Here is a 22492-nt window from a genome sequence, read left to right on the forward strand (position 1 = left end):
CGCTGGGTTTATCTATTTTTCTCTTTGCGGCGGGATCCCGGTTCGCTCTTACCGTCCGTAAGCCCCAGAAAAAGAGTAACCGCAATGCGTTGGGCAGAGAACCCGGTATTCATAAGAAACGCTTTTGCATATAATGCAAAGATGAATGACGCCCGCTATGTTGAACATCTGCCGATATTTCTCGAAGTGGCCCTGTTGGGCAGCTTCTCCGCTGCTGCCCGTAAACTGGGCATGGTGCCCTCTTCGCTGGTTCGCCACATCGACGCGCTGGAAAGCGCTCTTGGCGCCACGCTGTTTATCCGCTCGACGCGTGGCCTGATGCTGACGGATGCCGGGGAAATGCTGAAGGCGCGGGCGGCGGCGCTGCTGTCGGACATTACCGACATCCGCGCAGAACTGGCCTCGCTAAGTGATGTGCCGCAGGGAACGTTGCGCATCAGTTGCCTGCCGACCTTTGGCAAGACCTACATCCTGCCGCTGTTGCCGACGCTGGCTGAACGCTACCCGCAGCTGTTTGTTGACCTGGATCTGACCGAACGCCAGACCGATCCGACGCAGGAATTGCTGGACGCCGCCATCCGCATCGGCGAACAGAAAGACAGCGGGCTGTACGCCAGCCGAATAGCCACTCAGCGTTGGGTCATGTGTGCCAGCCCCGACTATATCGCCCGCTATGGCTGCCCAGAGGACCTCAACGCGTTACCGGAACATCGGCTGATTGCCCGTTATAACAAACAGCAACCGGCCTGCTGGACGCAAATCCTCAGCGGTCAGCTACTGAACCGTTGCAGTATGGTACTGCGCTGCAACGACTTTACCGCCCAGCGTCAGGCGGCGCTGCTTGGACTGGGGATCACCTTTTTACCCAACTGGGTGGTTGGCCCGGATATCCAGGCCGGCCGCTTGCAACCCGTGCTGGAGGATCCGCGCCAGGAACAACAGGGCATCTACCTGCTGCGGCCGGTGGCCAAGATCTCCGCCCGGTTAAACGCATTCACCACCCTGCTGCAGCAAAGTATCGGTCAGCCCCCCAGTTGGGAATGAAGCGGCGAGACCCGGCCATACAGCGCCGGGTTATCGCTTTCATCTTTCAGTTCAATCCCGGTCAGACCCCGCTGGAACGCCTGTTCCAGCAGCCACGCCAGCTTGAACGCCGCCTGCGGGTAATCCAGCCCTTCCGGGCGAACGTTGGAGATACAGTTACGCTCCGACTCGCGCCGCCGGGTGTTCGGCCCCCAGGTGAGGTAAATTCCCAGGCTGTCCGGCGAGGACAGGCCCGGCCGCTCGCCAATCAATATCGCCACCGCTTTTGCCCGCAGACACTCGCCGATATCATCCCCCAACGCCACCCGCGACTGATGCGCCAGCACCACGGGCGCTACGGAGAGCCCCAACAGATCAAGATAAGGCCGCAGCGCCTGCAACAAGGGTAACGCCTGACGGTGCACCGCCTTGGAGGACAGACCGTCCGCCACCACCAGCAGCAAATCGGCCGCCTTGTCCGGCAGGCCCAGCAGCAGACTGCGGCTGTCCGCCGCCAACCGTCGCCCCAGATCCGGCCGGCTCAGGTAGGCGGTGCGGTCAGCGGCCTGACTGTGCACCGTCAGCGTCTGCCAGCCACTCTCCTGCAATGCTCCGGCCAGCGTATCGCTGTCGAACGGTTGATGTACCGCATCGCGCGCCTGCGCATGCGCCAGGCCGAATTTAAGCAGCTCCCCGGTGGGCAGGCTGGCGCCGGTGCGCCCCAACGCGATACGCGCATCGGTAAAGGCGCGCAGCGCATCCCAGCTGTTGACGTGAACCGGTTTATTCATCAACTCTCTCCCTGCAACGCCAGCAACAACGGATGGTTGGAGGCCGTATCGCGCAGCCGCCCCAGTTCGTCGGTGATATGCATTTTCACCAACCAGTCGGCAAACTCCGGTGCATGTTTGAGCCCCAGCAGTTCGCGGATATACAACGCGTCGTGGAAAGAAGTGCTCTGATAATTGAGCATGATGTCGTCCGCTCCCGGCACGCCAATCAAAAAGGTTAATCCGGCGGTGGCCAACAGCGTCAGCAAAGTGTCCATGTCATCCTGATCCGCCTCCGCATGATTGGTGTAGCACACGTCGCACCCCAGCGGCAGGCCGAGCAGCTTGCCGCAGAAGTGATCCTCCAGCCCGGCGCGAATAATCTGTTTACCGTCATACAGATATTCCGGGCCGATAAACCCGACCACGGTATTGATCAACAACGGAGAGAAATGGCGCGCCACCGCATAGGCACGCGCCTCGCAGGTTTGCTGATCGACACCGTGATGCGCATTGGCCGACAGGCAACTACCCTGCCCGGTTTCGAAATACATCACGTTATTGCCCAGCGTGCCGCGATTGAGACTCAGCGCCGCCTGCTGCGCCTCCGCCAGCAGCGCCAGATTAATGCCAAAGCCGGTGTTGGCGGCCTGTGTGCCGGCGATCGACTGGAACACCAGATCCACCGGCGCACCGCGTTCCATCAGCCGCAGCGTGTTGGTGACGTGCGTCAGCACGCAGGATTGTGTGGGAATGGCGAAACGCTGGATCACGTCATCCAGCATGTAATTGAGCTTTTCCAGCAGCGGCAGGCTGTCGCTGGCCGGGTTGATGCCGACCACCGCGTCGCCGCTGCCGTACAGCAGGCCGTCGAGCATGCTGGCGGCGATGCCCTGCAGGCTGTCGGTCGGATGATTAGGCTGCAACCGCACGCTGATGCGGCCTGGCAAGCCGAGAGTATTGCGAAATCGCGTCACCACCCGGCACTTCTTCGCCACCAGGATCAGATCCTGATTGCGCATAAGCTTGCTCACCGCCGCCGCCATTTCAGGCGTAATCCCGGCGGCGACCTGCGCCAGCATTGCGCTGTCCGCTTGCTCGCTCAGTAACCAATCGCGGAAATCCCCCACCGTCAGGTGGGAGATCGGCGCGAAGGCCACGGCATCATGGCTGTCGATAATCAGCCGCGTGACCTCGTCCTCTTCGTAAGGCACCAGCAACTGCTGCAAAAACGTTTTCAGCGGTACCTCCGCCAGCGCAATGCGCGCCGCCATGCGTTCCTCCGCGCTCTCCGCCGCCACCTCCGCCAGATAGTCGCCGGAACGGGCCGGTGACGCCTTTGCCATCAGTTGGCGTAAATCATTGAAACGGTAGCTGCGCCGGCTAAGCGTTGCCTGATACATAGCGCTCCCCTGTTCTGCCCGGAATGATCACCGGAAGTTGCAAACCCTGTACCAAGTGTAGTCAGTCGACAGATGAATTTATTTTTTACCGGAAATCATGCGGTTAATGCCGTTTACCGCCAGGCTCCGGGCAGCCTGAGCCTGCACTAAAATCATGCATTGCATTCCGCCGGCGAGCGCTTCGGGTTACAGTAGCCGCAACAAAGGAGAGGTAATGAACCGGCAGCAGCAAATTATCCAGTGGTTACAGCAAGATAACGAAAGAATGACCGTATTGCGCACCGTACGGCGGCTCGGCCTGAACGACTGGTGTCTGGGCGCCGGATTTGTACGCAATCTGGTGTGGGACCGGCTCCACGGTTATGCCTCCCCGACACCGCTCAACGACATCGACGTGATTCATTTTGATCCGCAACGGGCGGAAGCGGAGCGCGATCGGATGCTGGAGGCGCGGCTGCAACAGTGGTTGCCGCAGCCGTGGTCGGTGAAAAATCAGGCTCGCATGCACCTGCGCAGCGGGCGGACGCCCTACCTCAACAGCGAGGATGCCATCAGCTTTTGGACCGAGCTTGAAACGGCGGTTGGCGCACGTCTGAACGCCGATGACAGCATCCAACTGGTGGCGCCTTTCGGCCTCGAGCGACTGTTCGACGACACCATTACCTTCAATGCCAAAAACGGCGATATCCACACATTCGACCAACGGGTGGCCGACAAAGGCTGGCTGCAGCGCTGGCCGCGGCTGCGGCAAGTTCGCGGGTAAAGTTTTACCCGCCGCTGCCGATACCTTGAGCAGAAACATCAAGACTCAGGGAGAGCATCATGTCCACCAGCATTACCATGATCGTGCCGGTAAAAAACACCGTGCCCGGCGTCAGCAACGTCTTCAGCGCCCCCGGCAAACAGGGCCAGGTGCTGATGGCCAAGCCTGTCAACCAGCAGCCCGAAGGCGGTAAACCCAAAGAAACCGAAGGCGCCGGCAGCGGCGAACAGGTCAATATCTCCGACAGCAGCGCCTCGGCGCGCATCAAGGCGCTGAATAAACAGATCCAGGATTTGCAACAAAAACTGGTGGATCTCAAAGACTCGGGCGGCGATGCCCAACAGATCGAAAAACAGAAACAGCTGATCCAGGCGCAGATCAAAATGCTGCAGGCCGAAATCGAACGTATTCAGAAAGAAGAAATGGAAAAGCAACAGCAGGAACAGATGGCGAAAGCCGCCTCCGGCAGCGCCCCGGTCAAAGGCGATGGCGTCAATCGCCCCACCGCGCTGAATGCCGTGGACGTGTATATCTGATTCAATAATCCACCTGTTGACGGCGTTGCTGTTGCAGCAACGCCGCCTGCTGCCCAACGACCTGCCAAATCACCTCCGCAGCCGGCGTCAACGAGCGGTTTTTGCGCCGCACCAGCATCAGCGCACGATTAATTTCCGGCACCAGCCGACACACTTTCAATTGCCCGCCTTCCGGTAACGGTAACGCCAGCGCCGGGAAAATGCTGATGCCGATACCCGCCGCCACCATGGGAAACAGCGTCGCCGGGTGACCGATTTCCTGCACCACCGGCGCTTCCACTCCCTGCTGACGCAGAGCGCTGTCAATCAGTGGCCGACTGCCGGAAGCATAATCCTGCAACACCAAACGGCTGCCGTTCAATGCCGACCAGTGCACCTCGGGCAGTGCGGCGAACGGGTGATCGCGGCGGCACAACAGCAGGAAGGGTTCATGCAGAATCGGTTCGCAGTCCAGATCCACCGCCTGGATCGGATCCACCACGATGCCAAAATCCACCTCGGCGTTACGAATGCTGTGCAGCACCTGCTGTTGCGCCTGGTCACGCAGCATGATGCGAATATCCGGATACTGCTGCTCCCCGGCGGCGATGCATTGCGGCATCAGGTGGGCGGAGATAGTCTGGCTGGAAGCCACGCGCACCGTACCGCTGCGCTGCACGCCAAAGCTGCGTGCATCCAGCAACGAGGTTTGCATTTCATCCAGCAGCCGTTCAACGCGATTGGCCAACCGCTGCCCGGCGTCGGTCAGCACCACTTCGCGCGTGGTACGGTCCAGCAGGCGCACGCCAATCTCCGCTTCCAGTTCTTTCACGCTGTGGCTGACTGCCGACTGGGTCAGGCCAATGGCCTCACCGGCCCGGCTGAAGCTGCGGTGCCGGGCAATGGCGACAAACACTCTGAGCTGCTTGATGGAGTAATTCATGTATTTTTTTCATAAATAAATTAAATAAATCAATTTAATTATTATATCCCGCAGCGCCACAATAAGCGCATCATTTTTATTCGAGTACGCCACCATGAGATTCCTGCCCGACCGCTTTACCCTGACGCTGCTCGCCACCGTATTGCTGGCGTCGTTCCTGCCTGCGCGGGGCGAATTTGTCGGCTGGCTAAACGTGCTGACCATCGCCGCCATCGCCCTGCTGTTCTTTATGCACGGCGCCAAGCTGTCGCGCGAAGCCATTCTGGCCGGCAGCAACAACTGGCGGCTGCATCTGTGGGTGATGTTCAGCACCTTTATCATTTTTCCGGCGCTCGGCGTGCTGTTTAAATGGTGGTCGCCGATCGACGTCAGCCCCGAGCTGTATTCCGGCTTTATCTACCTGTGTATTCTGCCCGCCACCGTGCAATCGGCCATCGCCTTTACTTCGCTGGCGGGGGGCAACGTCGCCGCCGCCGTGTGCAGCGCGTCGGCCTCTAGCCTGCTGGGGATCTTCGTCTCACCGCTGTTGGTCGGGCTGCTGATGAACGTCCACGGTGAAACCGGCAGCCTGCAACAGGTCGGCTCGATTGTGCTGCAACTGTTGGTGCCGTTCGTTGCCGGCCATTTGTCACGGCCGCTGATCGGCAAGTGGATCGAACGCAACCGCAAACTTATCGGTAAAACCGACCAGACATCGATTCTGCTGGTGGTCTATGCCGCGTTCAGCGAGGCGGTCACGCACGGTATCTGGCATCAGGTGGGCATGGGTTCGCTGGTGTTTATCGTGGCGGGCAGCATCGTCCTGCTGACGATCGTGCTGGTGGTGAACACTTACATGGCGCGCTGGATGGGCTTTAGCAAAGCCGACGAAATCACCATCGTGTTCTGCGGCTCTAAGAAAAGCCTGGCGAACGGCATCCCGATGGCCAATATCCTGTTCCCGGCTTCAACCGTGGGGATTATGGTTTTGCCGCTGATGGTGTTCCATCAGGTGCAATTAATGACCTGCGCAGTGTTGGCGAGACGTTATCAGAAGAAACAGCAGGAAAAACAAGGGGCGCTTAACGCAGAGGTATCGCGCGGATAAACAAAACGGGCTTTCGCCCGTCTGTCCGTTCAACTCTTTTTTAACGGCTTGACCAGGTGGTCAAGCCCTTCGATTTTAATCGCCAGCGTCATTTCCATCAGCATGCCGAGTTTACCGTTGGGGAACTCGCCTTTGCGGGCGAACCACAGCAGATACTCTTCAGGCAGGTCAATCAGCGCCCGCCCTTGGTACTTGCCAAACGGCATCAGCGTATTGGCGATCTCGATCAGGTTCTCTTTTTCCATCAGACACCCAGCAGGCGGATCATTTCCGCTTCGTCGATCACTGCAATGCCCAGTTCCTGCGCCTTCACCAGCTTGGAGCCGGCCGCTTCGCCGGCAATCACCAAATCAGTCTTTTTCGAGACGCTGCCGCTGACCTTGGCGCCCAGTGCCGTCAGACGATCTTTAGCCTCATCGCGTGAAAGTTGGCTCAACGAACCGGTCAACACCACGGTTTTACCGGCAAACGGGCTGTCGATCTCTTCCGCCGCTACCACCACCACTTCCGGCCAGTTGATGCCAATCTCGGCGCCAATCAGTTCGTCGATCACCTTCTGGTTAAGCTCTTCGTCGAGGAAATGACGCACATGCTTCGCCACCACCTCACCGACGTCCGGAACTTGTTTCAACGCGTCGATATCGGCGTCGTACAGCTTTTGCAGTTCGCCGAAGTGCGCCGCCAGGTTAGCCGCCGTGGCCTCGCCCACTTCGCGGATGCCGAGCGCATACAGGAAACGGGCAAAGGTGGTCCGCTTGGATTTCTCCAGCGCGTTGACCAGGTTCTGCGCCGACTTTGGCCCCATGCGATCCAACCCGGTCAGAATACCCGCGGACAAGTGGAATAAATCGGCCGGATTCTTCACATATTCTTTTTCTACCAGTTGCTCGATGATCTTGTCGCCCATGCCGTCGACGTCCATCGCGCGCCGGGAAACGAAGTGCTTCAGCGCTTCTTTACGCTGCGCGGCGCAAATCAGCCCACCGGTACAACGCGTTACCGCCTCGCCCTCAACCCGCTCCACATCGGAACCACAGACCGGGCAATGCAGTGGGAACACGATTTCACGCGCGTCCTGCGGGCGGCGATCCTCAATCACCCCGACCACCTTCGGGATCACGTCACCGGCACGGCGCACGATCACCGTATCGCCGATACGCAGGCCCAAACGTTCGATCTCGTCGGCATTGTGCAGCGTGGCGTTGCTGACGATCACGCCGGCAACCTGCACCGGTTCCAGTCGCGCCACCGGCGTTATCGCCCCGGTACGCCCAACCTGGAATTCCACTTCACGCACCACGGTAATTTGTTCCTGCGCCGGGAACTTGAATGCCGTCGCCCAACGTGGCGCTCGCGCCACAAAGCCAAGCGTTTCCTGCAGATCGATATCATCAATTTTGACCACCACACCGTCGATATCGAACCCGAGCTGTGCGCGGTCCTGCTCCACCTGGCGGTAGAAAGCCAATACTTCGTCGCTGCCGGTGCAGCATTTGGCGCGATCGCTGACCGGTAAGCCCCAGTTTTTAAACTGCATCAGGCGCTGCCAGTGACTGCGCGGCAGCTCGCCGCCTTCCAGCAGGCCAACGCCATAGCAGAAAAAGGTCAGTGGGCGTTTGGCGGTAATGCGCGGATCGAGCTGACGGATAGAACCGGCGGCGGCGTTGCGCGGGTTGGCAAATATCTTGCCGTCCTTGCGACGCGCCTCATCGTTCATCTGTTCAAAGCCGGCCTGCGGCATAAACACTTCGCCGCGCACTTCCAGCCGACGCGGGATATTGTCGCCGCTCAGACGCAACGGAATGGCGCGGATGGTACGCACGTTGGAGGTAATGTTCTCGCCGGTGGTGCCGTCGCCGCGCGTGGCTGCACGCACCAGTTCGCCGTCTTCGTACAGCAGGCTGACCGCCAGACCGTCCAGCTTCAGCTCACAACAGAAAGTGAGCGGATCGCTGCTCTTCAGGCGATCCTGCACGCGTTTGTAGAACGCCAGAAAGCTTTCTTCGTCGAATACGTTATCCAGCGACAGCATCGGCACTTCATGCCGCACCTGATCGAACGCCGCCAGCGGAGCGGCGCCCACGCGCTGGGTCGGTGAATCGGCGGTGATCAGCTCCGGGTGCGCGTTTTCCAGCTCACGCAACTCATGCATCAGACGATCATATTCCGCATCCGGCACTTCCGGCGCATCAAGCACATGATATTGGTATTCGTGATGGCGCAGTGAGGTTCGTAGTTGATTGATTTGTTGGATTATCGATTCCATGGCTCACCATCAAAGATAAAAAACCCCCGGCAAGCGGGGGCTTTGTTGTTACGGATGTTCAGTGCGCGTCGCTACCGGTCAGGCGTTGCTTTCCAACACTTCACGGATGCGCGCTTTGTAGGTTTCCAGCTTCTGCGGGGTCATCATGCGGCGCTCATCGTCCAGCACCACACCGCCCACGTCGTCGGCGATCCGCTGTGCCGACTGCAGCATCAGCTTGAAGTTCTGATTAGCGTCGCCATAAGACGGCACCATCATGAACATCGACACGCCCGGCGTGGAGAAATCGGACATCATGTCAGGATCAAAAGATCCCGGCTTGACCATATTCGCCAGGCTGAACAGCACAGGACCACTGCCTGCCGGGCTGATATGGCGATGGAAAATCCCCATTGCGCCAAACTGGAAGCCCGCTTGCAGCACGCTCTGCAGCAGAACTTCGCCGCCGATCACGCCACCCTGATGTGCGGTAACGTGCAGCACCAGTACGGTTTCTTTCAGTTTTGCCGGTTTAATGGCTGCAGGAGCAGGCTGAGGTTCCACCGCCGCGGGTTTCACTTCCGGCTGCGGCTGATGCACAGGTTCGGCGCGGAACGCCGGCTCTGCTGCAGTCGCCACAGGCGGCAGATCGTCAACGCGCGGTTCACGGCGCAGCGCAGGCTGCTGCGGCTCGTCGTCGTCTGCATCCCGCGCGTAGTTGTCCAGCAGGATGTCATCATAATCCGGCCGCTGAGACAACGGTGGCGGAGACTGATGAGCAGCCGGTTGAACGGCACGTGGCGTTGGTTCGGCCGCCGGAGCAGGCTTCGGCGCAACCACGGGTTCTTCGCGTGCGGCATCAAAATGACCAAACGACGGCTCATCGTGCGGGTTGACGGCGCGTACACGCACCTCTCCCACGCCTTCATCGAGATCGTCGATCGGGGATTGTTCACGTTCTTTTTTAGAACGCTTGGCTGGGCGATCGCGGAAAAGCGATGAGCGTTCTTTGCGACTGGTCCACAGACCGTGCAATAACAACGCTATTATGGCGATCGCGCCAACAACGATTAATATCAGACGCAAATCCTGCATCATTGCTATCTCTGTTGTTCCAATACATTGCCACCGCGGCAAACATTCACTCTTTAACTCTATTTGCCCGAGCACACAAGTGCAAGTCCGTGCTGAACTTTATGCCAATAAAGATGATTATACTGCCTTTTTTTGCTGTTTTTTCAGCCAATGACACCCTAGCCAGTAGAAAATCATCCCGATATGATAGCGATGCCTGTTCAGACAACGAGATAACTTAAGATATGTCCTATACGCAGTCACCTTCTCACTCCACCAGCGGCTTTCATTATTTTGCCGAAGGTTGGCGCCTGATTTCGCGCCCGGGGATTAAACGCTATGTCGTCCTGCCGTTGCTGGTCAACGTGCTGCTGATGGGTTCCGCTTTCTGGTGGCTGTTCACCCAGTTGGGCGATTGGATCCCCAGCATGATGAGCCACGTGCCCAACTGGCTGCAGTGGCTGAGCTATCTGTTGTGGCCGCTGGCGGTCATTTCCGTCCTGCTGGTATTCAGCTATTTGTTCAGCACGCTCACCAACCTGATTGCCGCGCCGTTCTGCGGCCTGCTGGCCGAACATCTGGAGGGCAGCCTGACCGGCAAGCCGCTGCCGGACACCGGCATCTTCGGCATTGTGAAGGACCTGCCGCGCATCATGGCGCGTGAATGGCGCAAACTGGCGTACTACCTGCCGCGTGCTCTGCTGTTGTTGATACTCTATTTCATTCCGGGGATTGGCCAAACGGTGGCGCCGGTGCTGTGGTTTCTGTTCAGCGCCTGGATGCTGGCGATCCAGTATTGCGACTACCCGTTCGATAACCATAAGGTGAGCTTTGCCGATATGCGTCGTGCGCTGCGTCAGCATAAAACCGACAACCTGCAGTTTGGCGCTATGGTCAGCCTGTTCACCATGATCCCCATCCTTAATCTGGTGATCCTGCCGGTCGCGGTTTGCGGCGCCACCGCCATGTGGGTCGACCGCTATCGTACACAATTCGTTCGTTACTGAGCCGTTTCATTCCCCGCATTACGATTAATTCTTCGACAGGGCGCGCAATTTGCGCCCTTATCATTGTGCTTAAAACTTATTTCCTAATAACATATCGATATACCAATTCTTTACTTCCCTGCCGGTACTGTTAGCGTATGCTTTCGATGTTCCCCACATTTTCATAGAGTTAAAGGACGGGCTATGAGCAAGATATATGAAGACAACTCATTAACGATCGGCCATACGCCGCTGGTTCGTCTGAACCGTATCGGCAACGGACGCATTCTGGCCAAGGTTGAATCACGCAACCCAAGCTTCAGCGTTAAATGCCGCATCGGTGCCAATATGATTTGGGACGCAGAAAAACGCGGTATCCTGGTCGCCGGCAAAGAACTGGTAGAACCGACCAGCGGCAATACCGGCATCGCTCTGGCCTTCGTCGCCGCCGCACGCGGCTACAAACTGACGCTGACCATGCCGGAAACCATGAGCATCGAGCGTCGCAAGCTGCTTAAAGCGCTGGGCGCCAACCTGGTGCTGACCGAAGGCGCAAAAGGCATGAAAGGCGCCATCGCCAAGGCAGAAGAAATTGTCGCTACCGATCCAGAGCGCTACCTCATTCTGCAGCAGTTCAGCAACCCGGCTAACCCAGCCATTCATGAGAAAACCACTGGCCCGGAAATCTGGGAAGACACCGATGGCGAGGTCGACGTTTTCATCTCAGGCGTCGGCACCGGCGGTACGCTGACCGGCGTCAGCCGCTATATCAAGAACACCAAGGGCAAAGCGATTACCACCGTGGCGGTAGAGCCTACCGATTCCCCGGTGATCACGCAGGCGTTGGCCGGTGAAGAAATCAAACCGGGCCCGCACAAGATTCAAGGCATCGGCGCCGGCTTTATCCCCGGTAACCTGGATCTCGATCTCGTTGACCGCGTAGAACAAATCACCAACGACGAAGCCATCAGCATGGCGCGCCGTCTGATGGACGAAGAAGGCATTCTGGCGGGCATTTCCTCCGGTGCGGCCGTGGCGGCGGCGGTGAAAATCGCTGAAGAAGCCGACTTCGCCGACAAAACCATCGTTGTGATTCTGCCGTCCTCCGGTGAACGCTACCTGAGCACTGCATTGTTTGCCGATTTGTTCACCGAGCAAGAATTGCAACAGTAGTGCCAGCTGTGCACAAATAGCTAAAAAAGCACCTTTCGGGGTGCTTTTTTGTGGACTGGATCAAAGTTTATAGCAGTTGAAGATTGATTTTACCCGCCAGCTTTAGTATTTAACGGTGCATTATTTCGATGCACAAAATTAATCACCCTCCGTCCCATGTTTTAAGCTGAATCGATTTACTCGTTTGTCGCAGCTGCGTTAAACACGGCATAATGGAGAGCTGATTGAAACGACGGCAGAAGCCAATTTTTTTTGATCTGAAGGGCCAAATTCGTCGTTTTCTGTTGCATCAATACTCGCCCCTGTACCATAGTCAGGCGCTAACCAGACAAGCTAAAGTAATACCCTTGGGCTAAACTTTAGCTCCACAACACACCAATAAGTTGGGGAAACATCAATGTTCCAGCAAGAAGTTACTATTACCGCTCCGAATGGTCTGCACACTCGCCCTGCCGCTCAGTTCGTTAAAGAAGCCAAAGGCTTCACGTCTGACATCACCGTGACTTCCAACGGTAAAAGCGCCAGCGCCAAGAGCCTGTTCAAACTGCAAACTCTGGGGCTGACTCAAGGGACCGTAGTGACCATCTCTGCTGAAGGTGAAGACGACCAGAAAGCCGTTGAGCACTTGGTAAAACTGATGGCAGAGCTTGAGTAATCGGCCCGTCTTTTTAGTTAAAACCAGTCAAGAGTAAGGTAGGGTTATGATTTCAGGCATTTTAGTATCACCGGGTATCGCTTTTGGTAAGGCTCTCCTACTGAAAGAAGATGAAATTGTCATCAACCGGAAGAAAATCTCTGCAGACCATGTAGAGCAGGAAGTCTCGCGTTTTCTGGCTGGCCGCGCGAAAGCGTCCGAACAGCTGGAAGCGATCAAGACCAAAGCTGGCGAAACCTTCGGCGAAGAAAAAGAAGCCATCTTCGAAGGCCACATCATGCTGCTGGAAGACGAAGAGCTTGAGCAGGAAATCATAGCCCTTATCAAAGACGATCTGGCTTCTGCCGATGCGGCAGCCTACACCATCATCGAAGGCCAGGCGAAAGCGCTGGAAGAGCTGGACGATGAATACCTGAAAGAACGTGCGGCCGACGTACGCGACATCGGTAAACGCCTGCTGCAGAACATTCTGGGCCTGGCTATCGTCGATTTGAGCGCCATCCAGGACGAAGTGATCCTGGTTGCAACCGATTTGACCCCGTCTGAGACCGCGCAGTTGAACCTGGACAAAGTGCTGGGCTTCATCACCGATCTCGGCGGCCGTACCTCGCACACCTCTATCATGGCTCGCTCCCTGGAACTGCCGGCAATCGTAGGCACCAGCGACGTAACCAAGCAGGTGAAGAACGACGACTACCTGATTCTGGACGCGGTTAACAATAAAATTTACGTTAACCCAACTGCTGACGTTATCGATCAGCTGAAAGCCGCACAGATCCAGTACGTTACCGAGAAAAACGATCTGGCCAAGCTGAAAGATCTGCCGGCGATTACGCTGGACGGTCATCAGGTTGAAGTCTGCGCCAACATCGGCACCGTGCGCGACGTCGCGGGTGCAGAGCGCAACGGCGCTGAAGGTGTCGGCCTGTATCGTACCGAATTCCTGTTCATGGACCGCGACTCGCTGCCAACCGAAGACGAGCAGTTCCAGGCCTATAAAGCCGTTGCGGAAGCCGTGGGCGCACAAGCCGTGATCGTCCGCACCATGGACATCGGCGGCGACAAAGACCTGCCGTACATGAACCTGCCGAAAGAAGAGAACCCGTTCCTCGGCTGGCGCGCCATTCGTATCGCCATGGACCGCAGAGAAATCCTGCACGCCCAGCTGCGCGCCATTTTGCGCGCCTCCGCGTTCGGCAAGCTGCGCATCATGTTCCCGATGATCATTTCCGTCGAAGAAGTCCGCGATCTGAAAGGCGAACTCGAAACGCTGAAAGCGCAGCTGCGTGAAGAAGGCAAGGCGTTCGACGAAACAATTGAAGTGGGCGTAATGGTGGAAACACCGGCTGCGGCGGTGATTGCTCACCATCTGGCGAAAGAAGTCGACTTCTTTAGTATTGGGACAAACGATCTAACCCAGTATACTCTGGCGGTAGATCGCGGCAATGAGCTGATTTCTCATCTCTATAACCCGATGTCCCCATCAGTGCTTGGCCTGATCAAACAGGTCATTGATGCATCTCACGCAGAAGGCAAGTGGACCGGCATGTGCGGTGAACTGGCTGGCGATGAGCGTGCTACACTGTTGTTATTGGGCATGGGGCTGGATGAGTTCAGCATGAGTGCGATTTCAATCCCGCGCATCAAGAAAATTATTCGTAATACGAATTTCGAAGATGTGAAGGCGTTGGCAGCGCAAGCCTTGGCACAGCCAACGGCGCAAGACCTGATGAATTGCGTGAATAAATTCATCGAAGAAAAAACGCTCTGCTAAACTTCCACGACACTGGAACGCCGCCCAATTTAATGCTTAGGAGAAGATCATGGGTTTGTTCGATAAACTGAAATCTCTGGTTTCTGATGACAAGAAAGACACGGGCACTATCGAGATCGTAGCTCCACTTTCTGGCGAAATCGTTAACATCGAAGATGTACCTGACGTAGTTTTCGCTGAAAAAATCGTTGGCGACGGTATTGCCATCAAACCGACAGGCAACAAAATGGTTGCCCCGGTTGACGGTACTATCGGTAAAATTTTCGAAACCAACCATGCTTTCTCTATCGAATCCGACAGCGGCATCGAGCTGTTTGTCCACTTCGGTATCGACACCGTTGAACTGAAAGGCGAAGGCTTCAAACGCATCGCTGAAGAAGGCCAGCGCGTCAAGAAAGGCGACGTGGTTATCGAGTTCAACCTGGCACTGCTGGAAGAGAAAGCCAAGTCTATCCTGACGCCGGTTGTTATCTCCAACATGGACGAGATCAAAGAACTGATCAAACTGTCCGGTACCGTAATCGTTGGTGAAACCCCGATCATCCGCATCAAGAAGTAATTGCGAATGTGAAAGATAAACGGCGCCCAGTGCGCCGTTTTTTTACGTCATTCTTGCCGCGAAAAATCACTCCTCGCGGGCTTGCCAACCACCATTGATCAACCAATGCGCGCAGGCTTCACCAAGCTCATGATTCGCTTTCGCCTCATAGTCAGCGCATTCCTGTGCGGACAGCACCTCTGCCCAACGCTTATTTACACCTTTGTTGAAAAATGTATTGCCACCGCCCTGCCACAAACTCCCGTTCATTGGTGCAACCTTTTCCCCATTCTGTTTCATCCAGTCAAACGAGCAATGCAGTACAATGTCATGCCAATGCGTGTCTTGAATAGGGATCTCTAAAAACCTGGCGATTCGTCTGATGGTACCGGGCGTATCTTGCTTAATATCGTTAAAATGCAGCAACAGTAAATTGGGCAGATGACGAATCGACCACCAACTTTTGATGTTCTGCCAAAATGCCTCACCCTCCAGGTTTAACCACTGCTGCCAGTACTGTTTAACGTCCGCAGCCGCTTGTGGCGGAGCCTTGGCGATCTGCCCTTCGGCATTATCGAGCCCTTGACGAAATTGTTCGCTAAGGTTTAATTCCACATTATGCCGACTCCAGGCGCAATCGCGCCCGTCACGAGCGACATAGATATATTTGGCCTTCGGCGAATACACCAATGCATCGACCGGAAGATGCGTTTTTATGATCCTCCGATGTTGCTGTTGCGCATATAACTCAAGCAGGATTTGTCGACCTGGAAGACGAAAATCCAACCAAGGTGAAATATCGGCAATAGCTACGTTCTCATCACCATTAAACACCAGTTGGGCCACAATTTGTTGTGTCAACGTCGTACCCGCTTTAGGTGATGAAGCGATAATGATGTCGTCACCACGAAAAACAAACTCATTCCAAATGCTCGAGTCAGAAAGGTAGCACTGCTGTTCGCGCTGTTTTACTGGCCAAATCGTTGGGTTCATGTTGTCTCCGCTAAGCTGTGATCAAATCAACTCATAACGACATCATTATCACGCTAACTTAAACCAAAAAAACACCATATTCCAAGTTTTTATGTCGCGTTAACCAAGCATAGCAAAGTATAATTCCAAATCAACATAATTACACACAATCTGCATGGCTTTACTCCCAGCGAGGGATCCGGAGGGTAATGGTTAACCCCTCTTGCTCGCCGTTGCGCGCATCAACCTGGCCGCCGTGCGCCAGCACCACCTTGCGGGTGATCGCCAGCCCCAGCCCATAGCCCTTGCCCGACATCGCCGATTTCACCCGAACGAACGGATCAAAAATACTGGAAAGCTTTGCCTCTTCCACCCCAGGCCCCTGATCGCTGACCTCGATCTGGAACAGTTGGTCGATACGCGTCAGCACCACAGTTACCCGCTGCCCGTGGCTGGAGAAACGCAATGCGTTACGCACGATGTTGTCCACCGCACGCCGCATCAGTTCGGCATTGCCTTTGACGGTGTACTCCACGTCAGAACTGGCCTGCAACACGATCTCTACCCCCGGGATCTGCGCTTCGTAGCGTGCGTCGTTGACCACCGCATCCACCAACCCGTAAAGATCGAAATACTCCTCGTCCGGCAGGTTGTTGCTCTCGGCGCGCGACAGCGCAAGCAACTCGCCAATCATCTTGTCCAACCGCCCCGCTTCGTGCTCTATACGCTGCAACGAGTTCTCTACGTTGCCGTCATTCTGCCGCGCCAACCCGATGGCTAACTGCAGCCGGGCAAGCGGTGAGCGCAGTTCGTGCGAAACATCGTGCAGTAACTGCTCACGAGCGCTGACCAGCAGTTCCAGCCTTTCGGCCATGGTGTCGAAATCGCGCGCCACTTCAGAAATTTCATCGTGCCGCCGGCGCATCGCCGGGAACAGACGCACAGACAAATCCCCCTGCGCCACGCGATCAAAACCAGCGCTCAGTTTGCGCATCGGCCGGGTCAGGTTCCAGGCCAGCACGGCGCTGAACAACAGCCCGCCCACTCCGCCAACCCACAGCATCGGCGCGGGAATGTTGAAGAAATGCGAACGCTTGTTGGGGCGGTATTGTTCGCGCAGGGTGCGCACGTCATAATTCAACAGGTAGCCGCTGTTGTCTCCGGTTTGCACCCATGCCGTGATATTTTCCGGCATGCGACGAACCTCGAAAGGCCCCTCCACCGTCGCAGGCGGATGCGCCATCGGGGTTACCGACAAAAAGCGCCGGTCATCGTCCGACCAGTCTTGCATCATGGCTTCCAGGGCGGGCTCGCCGCCGCTGCGCAGCAAAGTGCCGGCCGTTGCCAACTGCAAATTGATAAGCCGCCGGGTCATGGCATTTTCCGGAGGTTCATAGCGATCGCCATACAGGGAAAAAGCGACCCACAACGCCTGGGTCATGATGATAAACGTGAGCCAGAAGCCCAGCAGAATTTTCCAGAATAGTCTTCCGCGCATGGGCATTACCTGATGCGGTAGCCGATGCTGCGCACCGTCTCAATACTGAGCACGTTGTCCGTCAGCGCGCCCAGCTTCTGGCGGATGTTACTGATATGAACGTCAACGCTGCGGTCATAGGCTTCACGTGGGCGCCCCAATCCTTTTTCCGACAGCTCGTCCTTGGACACCACACGCTCCGGCGCGCGCAACAACAGTTCCAGCAGGTTGAACTCCGAAGCGGTCAGATCAAACGCCTTGCCGCGCCATTCGCTGCTGCGGGTAGAGGGGTTAAGCGTCAATTCACCGAAGCTGATGGCAATCTCGTCATCCACTTCTTCCGGACGCTCGTCGAAACGGCGCAACACTGCGCGCAAGCGCGCCACCAGTTCACGCGGATAGCACGGCTTGGGCATATAGTCATCGGCGCCCATCTCCAGGCCGATAACACGATCGATATTGTCGCCTTTGGCCGTCAACATGATGATCGGCATACGGCTTTTTTTACGCACGTCGCGCAGCACATCAATACCACTCATATCCGGCAGCATGATGTCGAGGATCATCGCGGTATACTCACCCGATAGCGCGCCTTCCACCCCCGCCTTGCCGGTCAGCACCAACGTGGCGTTAAACCCTTCGCCGGTCAGGTATTCGCTCAGCATGGTGCCGAGCTCCAGGTCGTCATCGACCAATAATATTTTCATGCCTTGCTCCTTCGCGGATTTTCGTCATTTTTACGCCTATTTGCCTGCTTCGCAGCCGGTTTTACTCAATCCTTACACATTCCTGAACGCCACTTAACCGCAGCCTGGCCGACGGCGCGCTAAATTAGTGCAAATAGATTTTTGCCGCGCTTTTATGCCAGGGAACCTCTTCGTCATGCCATCGTTTCAACGCTCAAAACGCTATCTGTTGCCCACTGTCATTGTGGCTGCTATCGCCTTATTTCTCTACTTCAGAGCGCAAGGCACCGCCGAAACGCCCCGTTATATCACTGCGGTAGCGCAAACGCGCGATCTGGAACAAACCGTGCTGGCCGATGGCACCATTGAAGCGCAAAAACAGGTCAGCGTCGGCGCGCAGGTCTCCGGCCAGATAAAGGCCCTGCGCGTGGCGTTGGGCGATAAGGTGCATAAAGGGCAACTGGTGGCCGAGATCGACGATTTAACCCAGCAGAACTCGCTGAGGGACGCAGAAGCGGCATTGAAGAACGTACAGGCGCAGCGCGCCTCAAAACTGGCGGCGCTGCGCAACAATCAGCTCGCCTATCAGCGCCAACAGACCCTAGTGGCGCGCGGCGTCGGCGTGCAGGCGGATTTTGACAGCGCCAGAGCCACGCTGGATGCCACCCGCGCCGACATCAACGCACTGGACGCGCAGATCGTGCAAGCGCAGATCGCGGTGAATACTGCGCAGGTCAACCTTGGCTATACCAAAATCACCTCCCCGATCGACGGCACCATCGTCGCGCTGCCGGTTGAAGAAGGCCAGACGGTGAATGCGGTGCAAAGTGCCCCGACCCTCGTCAAAGTCGCCCGGCTGGACACCATGACCATCGAAGCGCAGATTTCCGAGGCCGACGTGGTGAAGGTGAAAACCGGCATGCCGGTCTATTTCACCATTCTCGGCGAACCGGGCAAACACTACCGCGCCACGCTGCGGGCGATAGAGCCCGCACCCGACTCGATCAATGATGAGACCACCACGTCGAGCTCCAGCAGCACCAGTTCCAGCAGTTCTTCCACCTCCAGCACCGCGATTTACTATAACGGCCTGTTCGACGTGGCAAACCCCGACGGCGCGCTGCGCATTTCCATGACCGCGCAGGTATATATCGTGCTGGCCAAGGCGAAAGGTGCGGTGGTGATCCCCGCCACCGCGTTACAGGGCGACTGGGTGCAGGTGATGGACGAACAAGGCAATATCGCCCGCCGCCCGGTGAAGGTCGGCATCAATAACAACGTCGACGCGCAGATCATCAGCGGCGTGCTGGCCGGCGAAAAAGTGATTGTCAGCCAGGTCAGCGCGGCGACGCAAAGCGACACGCGGCGCATGGGCCCACCGCCGATGGGGATGTGATTGATGAACCCACCTCCTCTGTTGCAACTGCGCGGCATCAGCCGCCATTTTCAGGCCGGCGAACAACGCGTGACGGTGCTGAACAATATCAATCTCACCATCGGCCAGGGCGAAATGGTGGCGATCGTCGGCGCTTCCGGCTCCGGTAAATCGACGTTGATGAACCTTCTTGGTTGCCTGGATCGCCCCAGCGAAGGGGATTACCAGGTTGCCGGACGCAGCACCGGGCGGTTGGATCGCGACAGCCTGGCCGAACTGCGCCGCGAGCATTTCGGTTTTATCTTCCAGCGCTATCACCTGCTGGCGGAACTCACCGCGCAAGACAACGTCGAGGTGCCGGCGGTCTACGCCGGGCGTCAGCGCGCCGCACGCCGCCAGCGTGCCGCAGATCTGTTGCAGCGGCTCGGGCTGGCGGACCGTCTGAACTACCGGCCCAGCCAGCTCTCCGGCGGCCAGCAGCAACGCGTCAGCATCGCACGCGCGCTGATGAACGGCGGGGAAGTGATCCTGGCGGACGAACCGACCGGCGCGCTGGACAGCCACAGCGGACAAGAAGTGCTGAGCATTCTGAAAGACCTGCACGCACGCGGCCATACGGTGGTGATCGTCACCCATGACATGCAGATCGCCGAACATGCCCAGCGCATCATTGAGCTGCGCGACGGCGAAGTTGTTGCCGATCGGCAAAAAACCGCCCAGACCAACGCGCTGCTGCCGAAGGTGCCGGAAAGTCCCGGCAGCCGCTGGCAATCGCAGCGCGACCGCTTTTACGAAGCCTTCAAAATGGCGGTGTTGGCGATGACGTCACAGCGTCTGCGTACTCTATTGACCATGCTCGGCATTATCATCGGCATCGCTTCGGTGGTGTCGGTGGTGGCGCTGGGCAAAGGTTCGCAGCAGCAGGTGCTGGCGAACATCAATGCCATGGGCACCAGCACGCTGGAAATCTACCCGGGCAAGGATTTCGGCGATATGCGCTCTGCGACGATCCAGACGCTGCGCGCCACCGACGCCGACGCGCTGGCGCAACAAGGATACGTCCACAGCGTAACGCCGACACTGTCCAGCAGCACCACTTTTCGCTATGGCAATCAGTCGGTCAGCGGTACGGTCAATGGCGTAGGCGAGCAATATTTTCTGGTGCGCGGCTACAGCATCGACAGCGGCATGGCGTTCAACCGCCACAGCGTCGACAACCTGATGCAGGAAGCGGTGATCGACGAGAATACCCGCAATAAGCTGTTCCCCAACGGGGCCAATCCGCTCGGCGAAGTGATCCTGCTCGGTTCGCTGCCGTGCCGGATTATCGGCGTAGCCGCCAAAAAGCAGAGCGGCTTCGGCAGCGATGAAAACCTGAACGTCTGGATCCCCTACACCACCGTCATGAAACGCATGCTGGGCCAAAGTTACCTGAAGAGCATCACCGTGCGGGTCAACGACGATATCGACCTCGGCAGCGCCGAAGACGGCGTAACCCGTTTGCTGAGCCAGCGCCACGGCACCAAGGATTTCTTCGTCATGAACACCGACAGCATCCGCCAAACCATTGAGAAGACCACAGCTACCCTGACGCTGTTGGTGTCGATGATCGCGTTGATCTCGCTGGTGGTGGGCGGTATTGGGGTGATGAATATCATGCTGGTGTCGGTCACCGAGCGCACACGCGAAATCGGCGTGCGCATGGCGGTAGGCGCTCGCGCCGGGGATATCATGCAACAGTTTTTAATCGAGGCGGTGCTGGTGTGCTTGCTGGGCGGCGCTTTGGGGGTGCTGCTGTCACTGGGGATCGGCGTGCTGTTCAGCCAATTCAGCAGTAACTTCACCATGATCTATTCCGGGGCCTCGATCGTCGCCGCATTTGTCTGTTCGACGCTGATCGGGGTGATTTTCGGCTTTTTCCCGGCGAAACGTGCCGCCGGGATGGATCCGATACATGCGTTGGAAAGGGAATAGCCTTCAGTCAAAAACGCCGGTGGAGAGATAACGATCGCCGCGATCGCAGATAATCGCCACAATCACGCTGCCTGGGTTCGCCGCAGCAATGCGTAATGCGCCGGCTACCGCGCCACCGGAGCTGACGCCGCAGAAAATGCCTTCGCGCTGAGCCAACTGGCGCATGGTCTGCTCGGCGTCGGTTTGCTGAATATCCAGAACCTGATCCACCAGCTCCGGGCGGAATATGCCCGGCAGATAGGCCGGTGACCAACGGCGGATGCCGGGAATGCTGCTGCCTTCCGCCGGCTGCAGGCCAATGATTTGCACCTGCGGGTTTTGGCTCTTGAGGTAACCGCCCACGCCAGTAATGGTGCCGGTGGTGCCCATGCTGGAGACGAAGTGCGTAATGCGCTGGTGGGTCTGTTGCCAGATTTCCGGGCCGGTGGTTGTGAAGTGGGCGTAAGGGTTATCCAGATTATTGAATTGATCCAGCACTTTGCCCTGCCCTTCACGCTGCATTTCCAGCGCCAGATCGCGCGCGCCTTCCATCCCCAGTTCACGGCTGACCAGAATCAGCTCTGCACCATAGGCGCGCATCGCCGCCTGGCGTTCCTGGCTCATGTTTTCCGGCATCAGCAGCTTAAGGGAATAGCCTTTCAGCGCTGCGATCATGGCCAGCGCAATGCCGGTGTTACCGCTGGTGGCTTCGATCAGCTTGTCGCCGGGTTTTATTTCACCGCGCAGTTCCGCCTGTTGGATCATCGCCAGCGCGGCGCGATCCTTTACCGAGCCCGCCGGGTTGTTGCCTTCCAGTTTGAGCCAGACCTCGCTGCCCAGTCCTGCGGCCAGACGTTGTACTTTTACCAGCGGGGTATTGCCGATGCATTGTTCGAGCGTTGTCACGATCTTTGCCTGTCTGTTGGAGTGCGGAATGTAAAAAGGCAACCCTGGGGTTGCCTTTAAAATAATATTGGCCATAAGGCTGTGTCCCGCAATAGTGCGTGAGCACCGCTGGCGGTCATTTTAGCGCGCAGCAAGGCGCGAGCCGTGAGGTTTGGTGGGCCAAATAAGCGGTTC

At 57.3% G+C, this 22492-nt stretch carries 21 protein-coding genes; 11 read left to right on the forward strand and 10 right to left on the reverse strand.

Translation table 11 applies throughout. The annotated features are described in order from the left end of the window. Nucleotides 1-84 precede the first annotated feature (84 nt). Entirely contained in the window at nucleotides 85-1044 is a 960-nt protein-coding gene (locus SERAS12_RS18130; protein WP_013813996.1) for a LysR family transcriptional regulator, read from the forward strand. On the opposite strand, the gene eutC is transcribed toward SERAS12_RS18130, so the two are convergent. Then, entirely contained in the window at nucleotides 1023-1814 is a 792-nt protein-coding gene (gene eutC, locus SERAS12_RS18135; protein WP_013813997.1) for an ethanolamine ammonia-lyase subunit EutC, read from the reverse strand. The two genes, SERAS12_RS18130 and eutC, sit on opposite strands and share 22 nt — an antisense overlap. After that, a complete protein-coding gene (locus tag SERAS12_RS18140) occupies nucleotides 1814-3196 on the reverse strand; it encodes an ethanolamine ammonia-lyase subunit EutB (protein ID WP_013813998.1) in 1383 nt (460 codons plus the stop codon). The genes eutC and SERAS12_RS18140 overlap by 1 nt, the downstream gene beginning before the upstream one ends. Nucleotides 3197-3410: 214 nt before the next feature. Here SERAS12_RS18140 and SERAS12_RS18145 point away from each other — a divergent pair, with 214 nt between their 5' ends. Next, nucleotides 3411-3959 carry a nucleotidyltransferase family protein gene (locus tag SERAS12_RS18145; protein ID WP_013813999.1) on the forward strand — a complete coding sequence of 183 codons (549 nt, stop codon included), beginning with the start codon at nucleotides 3411-3413 and terminating at the stop codon, nucleotides 3957-3959. 59 nt (nucleotides 3960-4018) lie between these two features. Next, nucleotides 4019-4495 carry a FlxA-like family protein gene (locus SERAS12_RS18150; protein WP_013814000.1) on the forward strand — a complete coding sequence of 159 codons (477 nt, stop codon included), beginning with the start codon at nucleotides 4019-4021 and terminating at the stop codon, nucleotides 4493-4495. Between the two features lies 1 nt (nucleotide 4496). On the opposite strand, the gene SERAS12_RS18155 is transcribed toward SERAS12_RS18150, so the two are convergent. Further along, nucleotides 4497-5417 carry a LysR family transcriptional regulator gene (locus SERAS12_RS18155; RefSeq protein ID WP_013814001.1) on the reverse strand — a complete coding sequence of 307 codons (921 nt, stop codon included), beginning with the start codon at nucleotides 5415-5417 and terminating at the stop codon, nucleotides 4497-4499. Between the two features lie 94 nt (nucleotides 5418-5511). Here SERAS12_RS18155 and SERAS12_RS18160 point away from each other — a divergent pair, with 94 nt between their 5' ends. Next, on the forward strand, nucleotides 5512-6504 hold the full coding sequence (locus tag SERAS12_RS18160) for a bile acid:sodium symporter family protein (RefSeq protein ID WP_013814002.1): 993 nt from the start codon (nucleotides 5512-5514) through the stop codon (nucleotides 6502-6504). Nucleotides 6505-6533: 29 nt separating this feature from the next. On the opposite strand, the gene SERAS12_RS18165 is transcribed toward SERAS12_RS18160, so the two are convergent. From SERAS12_RS18165 to zipA, 3 genes are all read right to left on the reverse strand, one after another. Further along, nucleotides 6534-6749: a DUF3820 family protein gene (locus SERAS12_RS18165; RefSeq protein ID WP_004947672.1), complete on the reverse strand. Its 216-nt coding sequence runs from the start codon at nucleotides 6747-6749 to the stop codon at nucleotides 6534-6536. Continuing rightward, complete coding sequence (gene ligA, locus SERAS12_RS18170) at nucleotides 6749-8770, reverse strand: NAD-dependent DNA ligase LigA (protein ID WP_013814003.1); 2022 nt, start codon at nucleotides 8768-8770, stop codon at nucleotides 6749-6751. Before ligA ends, SERAS12_RS18165 begins: the two co-directional genes overlap by 1 nt. Nucleotides 8771-8848: 78 nt before the next feature. Continuing rightward, entirely contained in the window at nucleotides 8849-9847 is a 999-nt protein-coding gene (gene zipA, locus SERAS12_RS18175) for a cell division protein ZipA (RefSeq protein WP_013814004.1), read from the reverse strand. A gap of 221 nt (nucleotides 9848-10068) precedes the next feature. Between zipA and cysZ the strand changes: the two genes are divergently transcribed. The 5 genes from cysZ (at nucleotide 10069) to crr (ending at nucleotide 14970) form a co-directional block, all read left to right on the forward strand. Further along, nucleotides 10069-10830, forward strand: a complete 762-nt coding sequence (gene cysZ / locus SERAS12_RS18180) for a sulfate transporter CysZ (RefSeq protein WP_013814005.1) — start codon at nucleotides 10069-10071, stop codon at nucleotides 10828-10830. A gap of 183 nt (nucleotides 10831-11013) precedes the next feature. Then, on the forward strand, nucleotides 11014-11982 hold the full coding sequence (gene cysK, locus SERAS12_RS18185) for a cysteine synthase A (protein WP_004947678.1): 969 nt from the start codon (nucleotides 11014-11016) through the stop codon (nucleotides 11980-11982). 397 nt (nucleotides 11983-12379) lie between these two features. Beyond that, complete coding sequence (gene ptsH / locus SERAS12_RS18190) at nucleotides 12380-12637, forward strand: phosphocarrier protein Hpr (RefSeq protein WP_004947679.1); 258 nt, start codon at nucleotides 12380-12382, stop codon at nucleotides 12635-12637. Between the two features lie 46 nt (nucleotides 12638-12683). Further along, nucleotides 12684-14411 carry a phosphoenolpyruvate-protein phosphotransferase PtsI gene (gene ptsI, locus SERAS12_RS18195; protein ID WP_013814006.1) on the forward strand — a complete coding sequence of 576 codons (1728 nt, stop codon included), beginning with the start codon at nucleotides 12684-12686 and terminating at the stop codon, nucleotides 14409-14411. A gap of 49 nt (nucleotides 14412-14460) precedes the next feature. Next, nucleotides 14461-14970 (forward strand): PTS glucose transporter subunit IIA, encoded by a 510-nt coding sequence (gene crr / locus SERAS12_RS18200; protein ID WP_004947686.1) that lies wholly within the window; start codon nucleotides 14461-14463, stop codon nucleotides 14968-14970. A 66-nt stretch (nucleotides 14971-15036) separates the two neighbouring features. On the opposite strand, the gene SERAS12_RS18205 is transcribed toward crr, so the two are convergent. From SERAS12_RS18205 to SERAS12_RS18215, 3 genes are all read right to left on the reverse strand, one after another. Then, entirely contained in the window at nucleotides 15037-15942 is a 906-nt protein-coding gene (locus tag SERAS12_RS18205; RefSeq protein ID WP_013814007.1) for a sulfotransferase domain-containing protein, read from the reverse strand. 160 nt (nucleotides 15943-16102) lie between these two features. Continuing rightward, nucleotides 16103-17419, reverse strand: a complete 1317-nt coding sequence (locus tag SERAS12_RS18210) for an ATP-binding protein (RefSeq protein WP_013814008.1) — start codon at nucleotides 17417-17419, stop codon at nucleotides 16103-16105. Nucleotides 17420-17424: 5 nt separating this feature from the next. Beyond that, the gene (locus tag SERAS12_RS18215) at nucleotides 17425-18105 is read right to left on the reverse strand and encodes a response regulator transcription factor (RefSeq protein WP_013814009.1); all 681 of its coding nucleotides are present in this window, start codon (nucleotides 18103-18105) and stop codon (nucleotides 17425-17427) included. Between the two features lie 175 nt (nucleotides 18106-18280). Between SERAS12_RS18215 and SERAS12_RS18220 the strand changes: the two genes are divergently transcribed. After that, entirely contained in the window at nucleotides 18281-19480 is a 1200-nt protein-coding gene (locus tag SERAS12_RS18220) for an efflux RND transporter periplasmic adaptor subunit (protein WP_013814010.1), read from the forward strand. Between the two features lie 3 nt (nucleotides 19481-19483). Next, nucleotides 19484-21433 carry a MacB family efflux pump subunit gene (locus SERAS12_RS18225; RefSeq protein WP_013814011.1) on the forward strand — a complete coding sequence of 650 codons (1950 nt, stop codon included), beginning with the start codon at nucleotides 19484-19486 and terminating at the stop codon, nucleotides 21431-21433. 3 nt (nucleotides 21434-21436) lie between these two features. Here the strand turns inward: SERAS12_RS18225 and cysM are convergent, their stop codons facing one another. Further along, on the reverse strand, nucleotides 21437-22318 hold the full coding sequence (gene cysM, locus SERAS12_RS18230) for a cysteine synthase CysM (RefSeq protein ID WP_006317176.1): 882 nt from the start codon (nucleotides 22316-22318) through the stop codon (nucleotides 21437-21439). Nucleotides 22319-22492: the final 174 nt, after the last annotated feature.

The sequence above is a fragment of the Serratia sp. AS12 genome (assembly GCF_000214195.1).
GTDB lineage: Bacteria > Pseudomonadota > Gammaproteobacteria > Enterobacterales > Enterobacteriaceae > Serratia > Serratia plymuthica.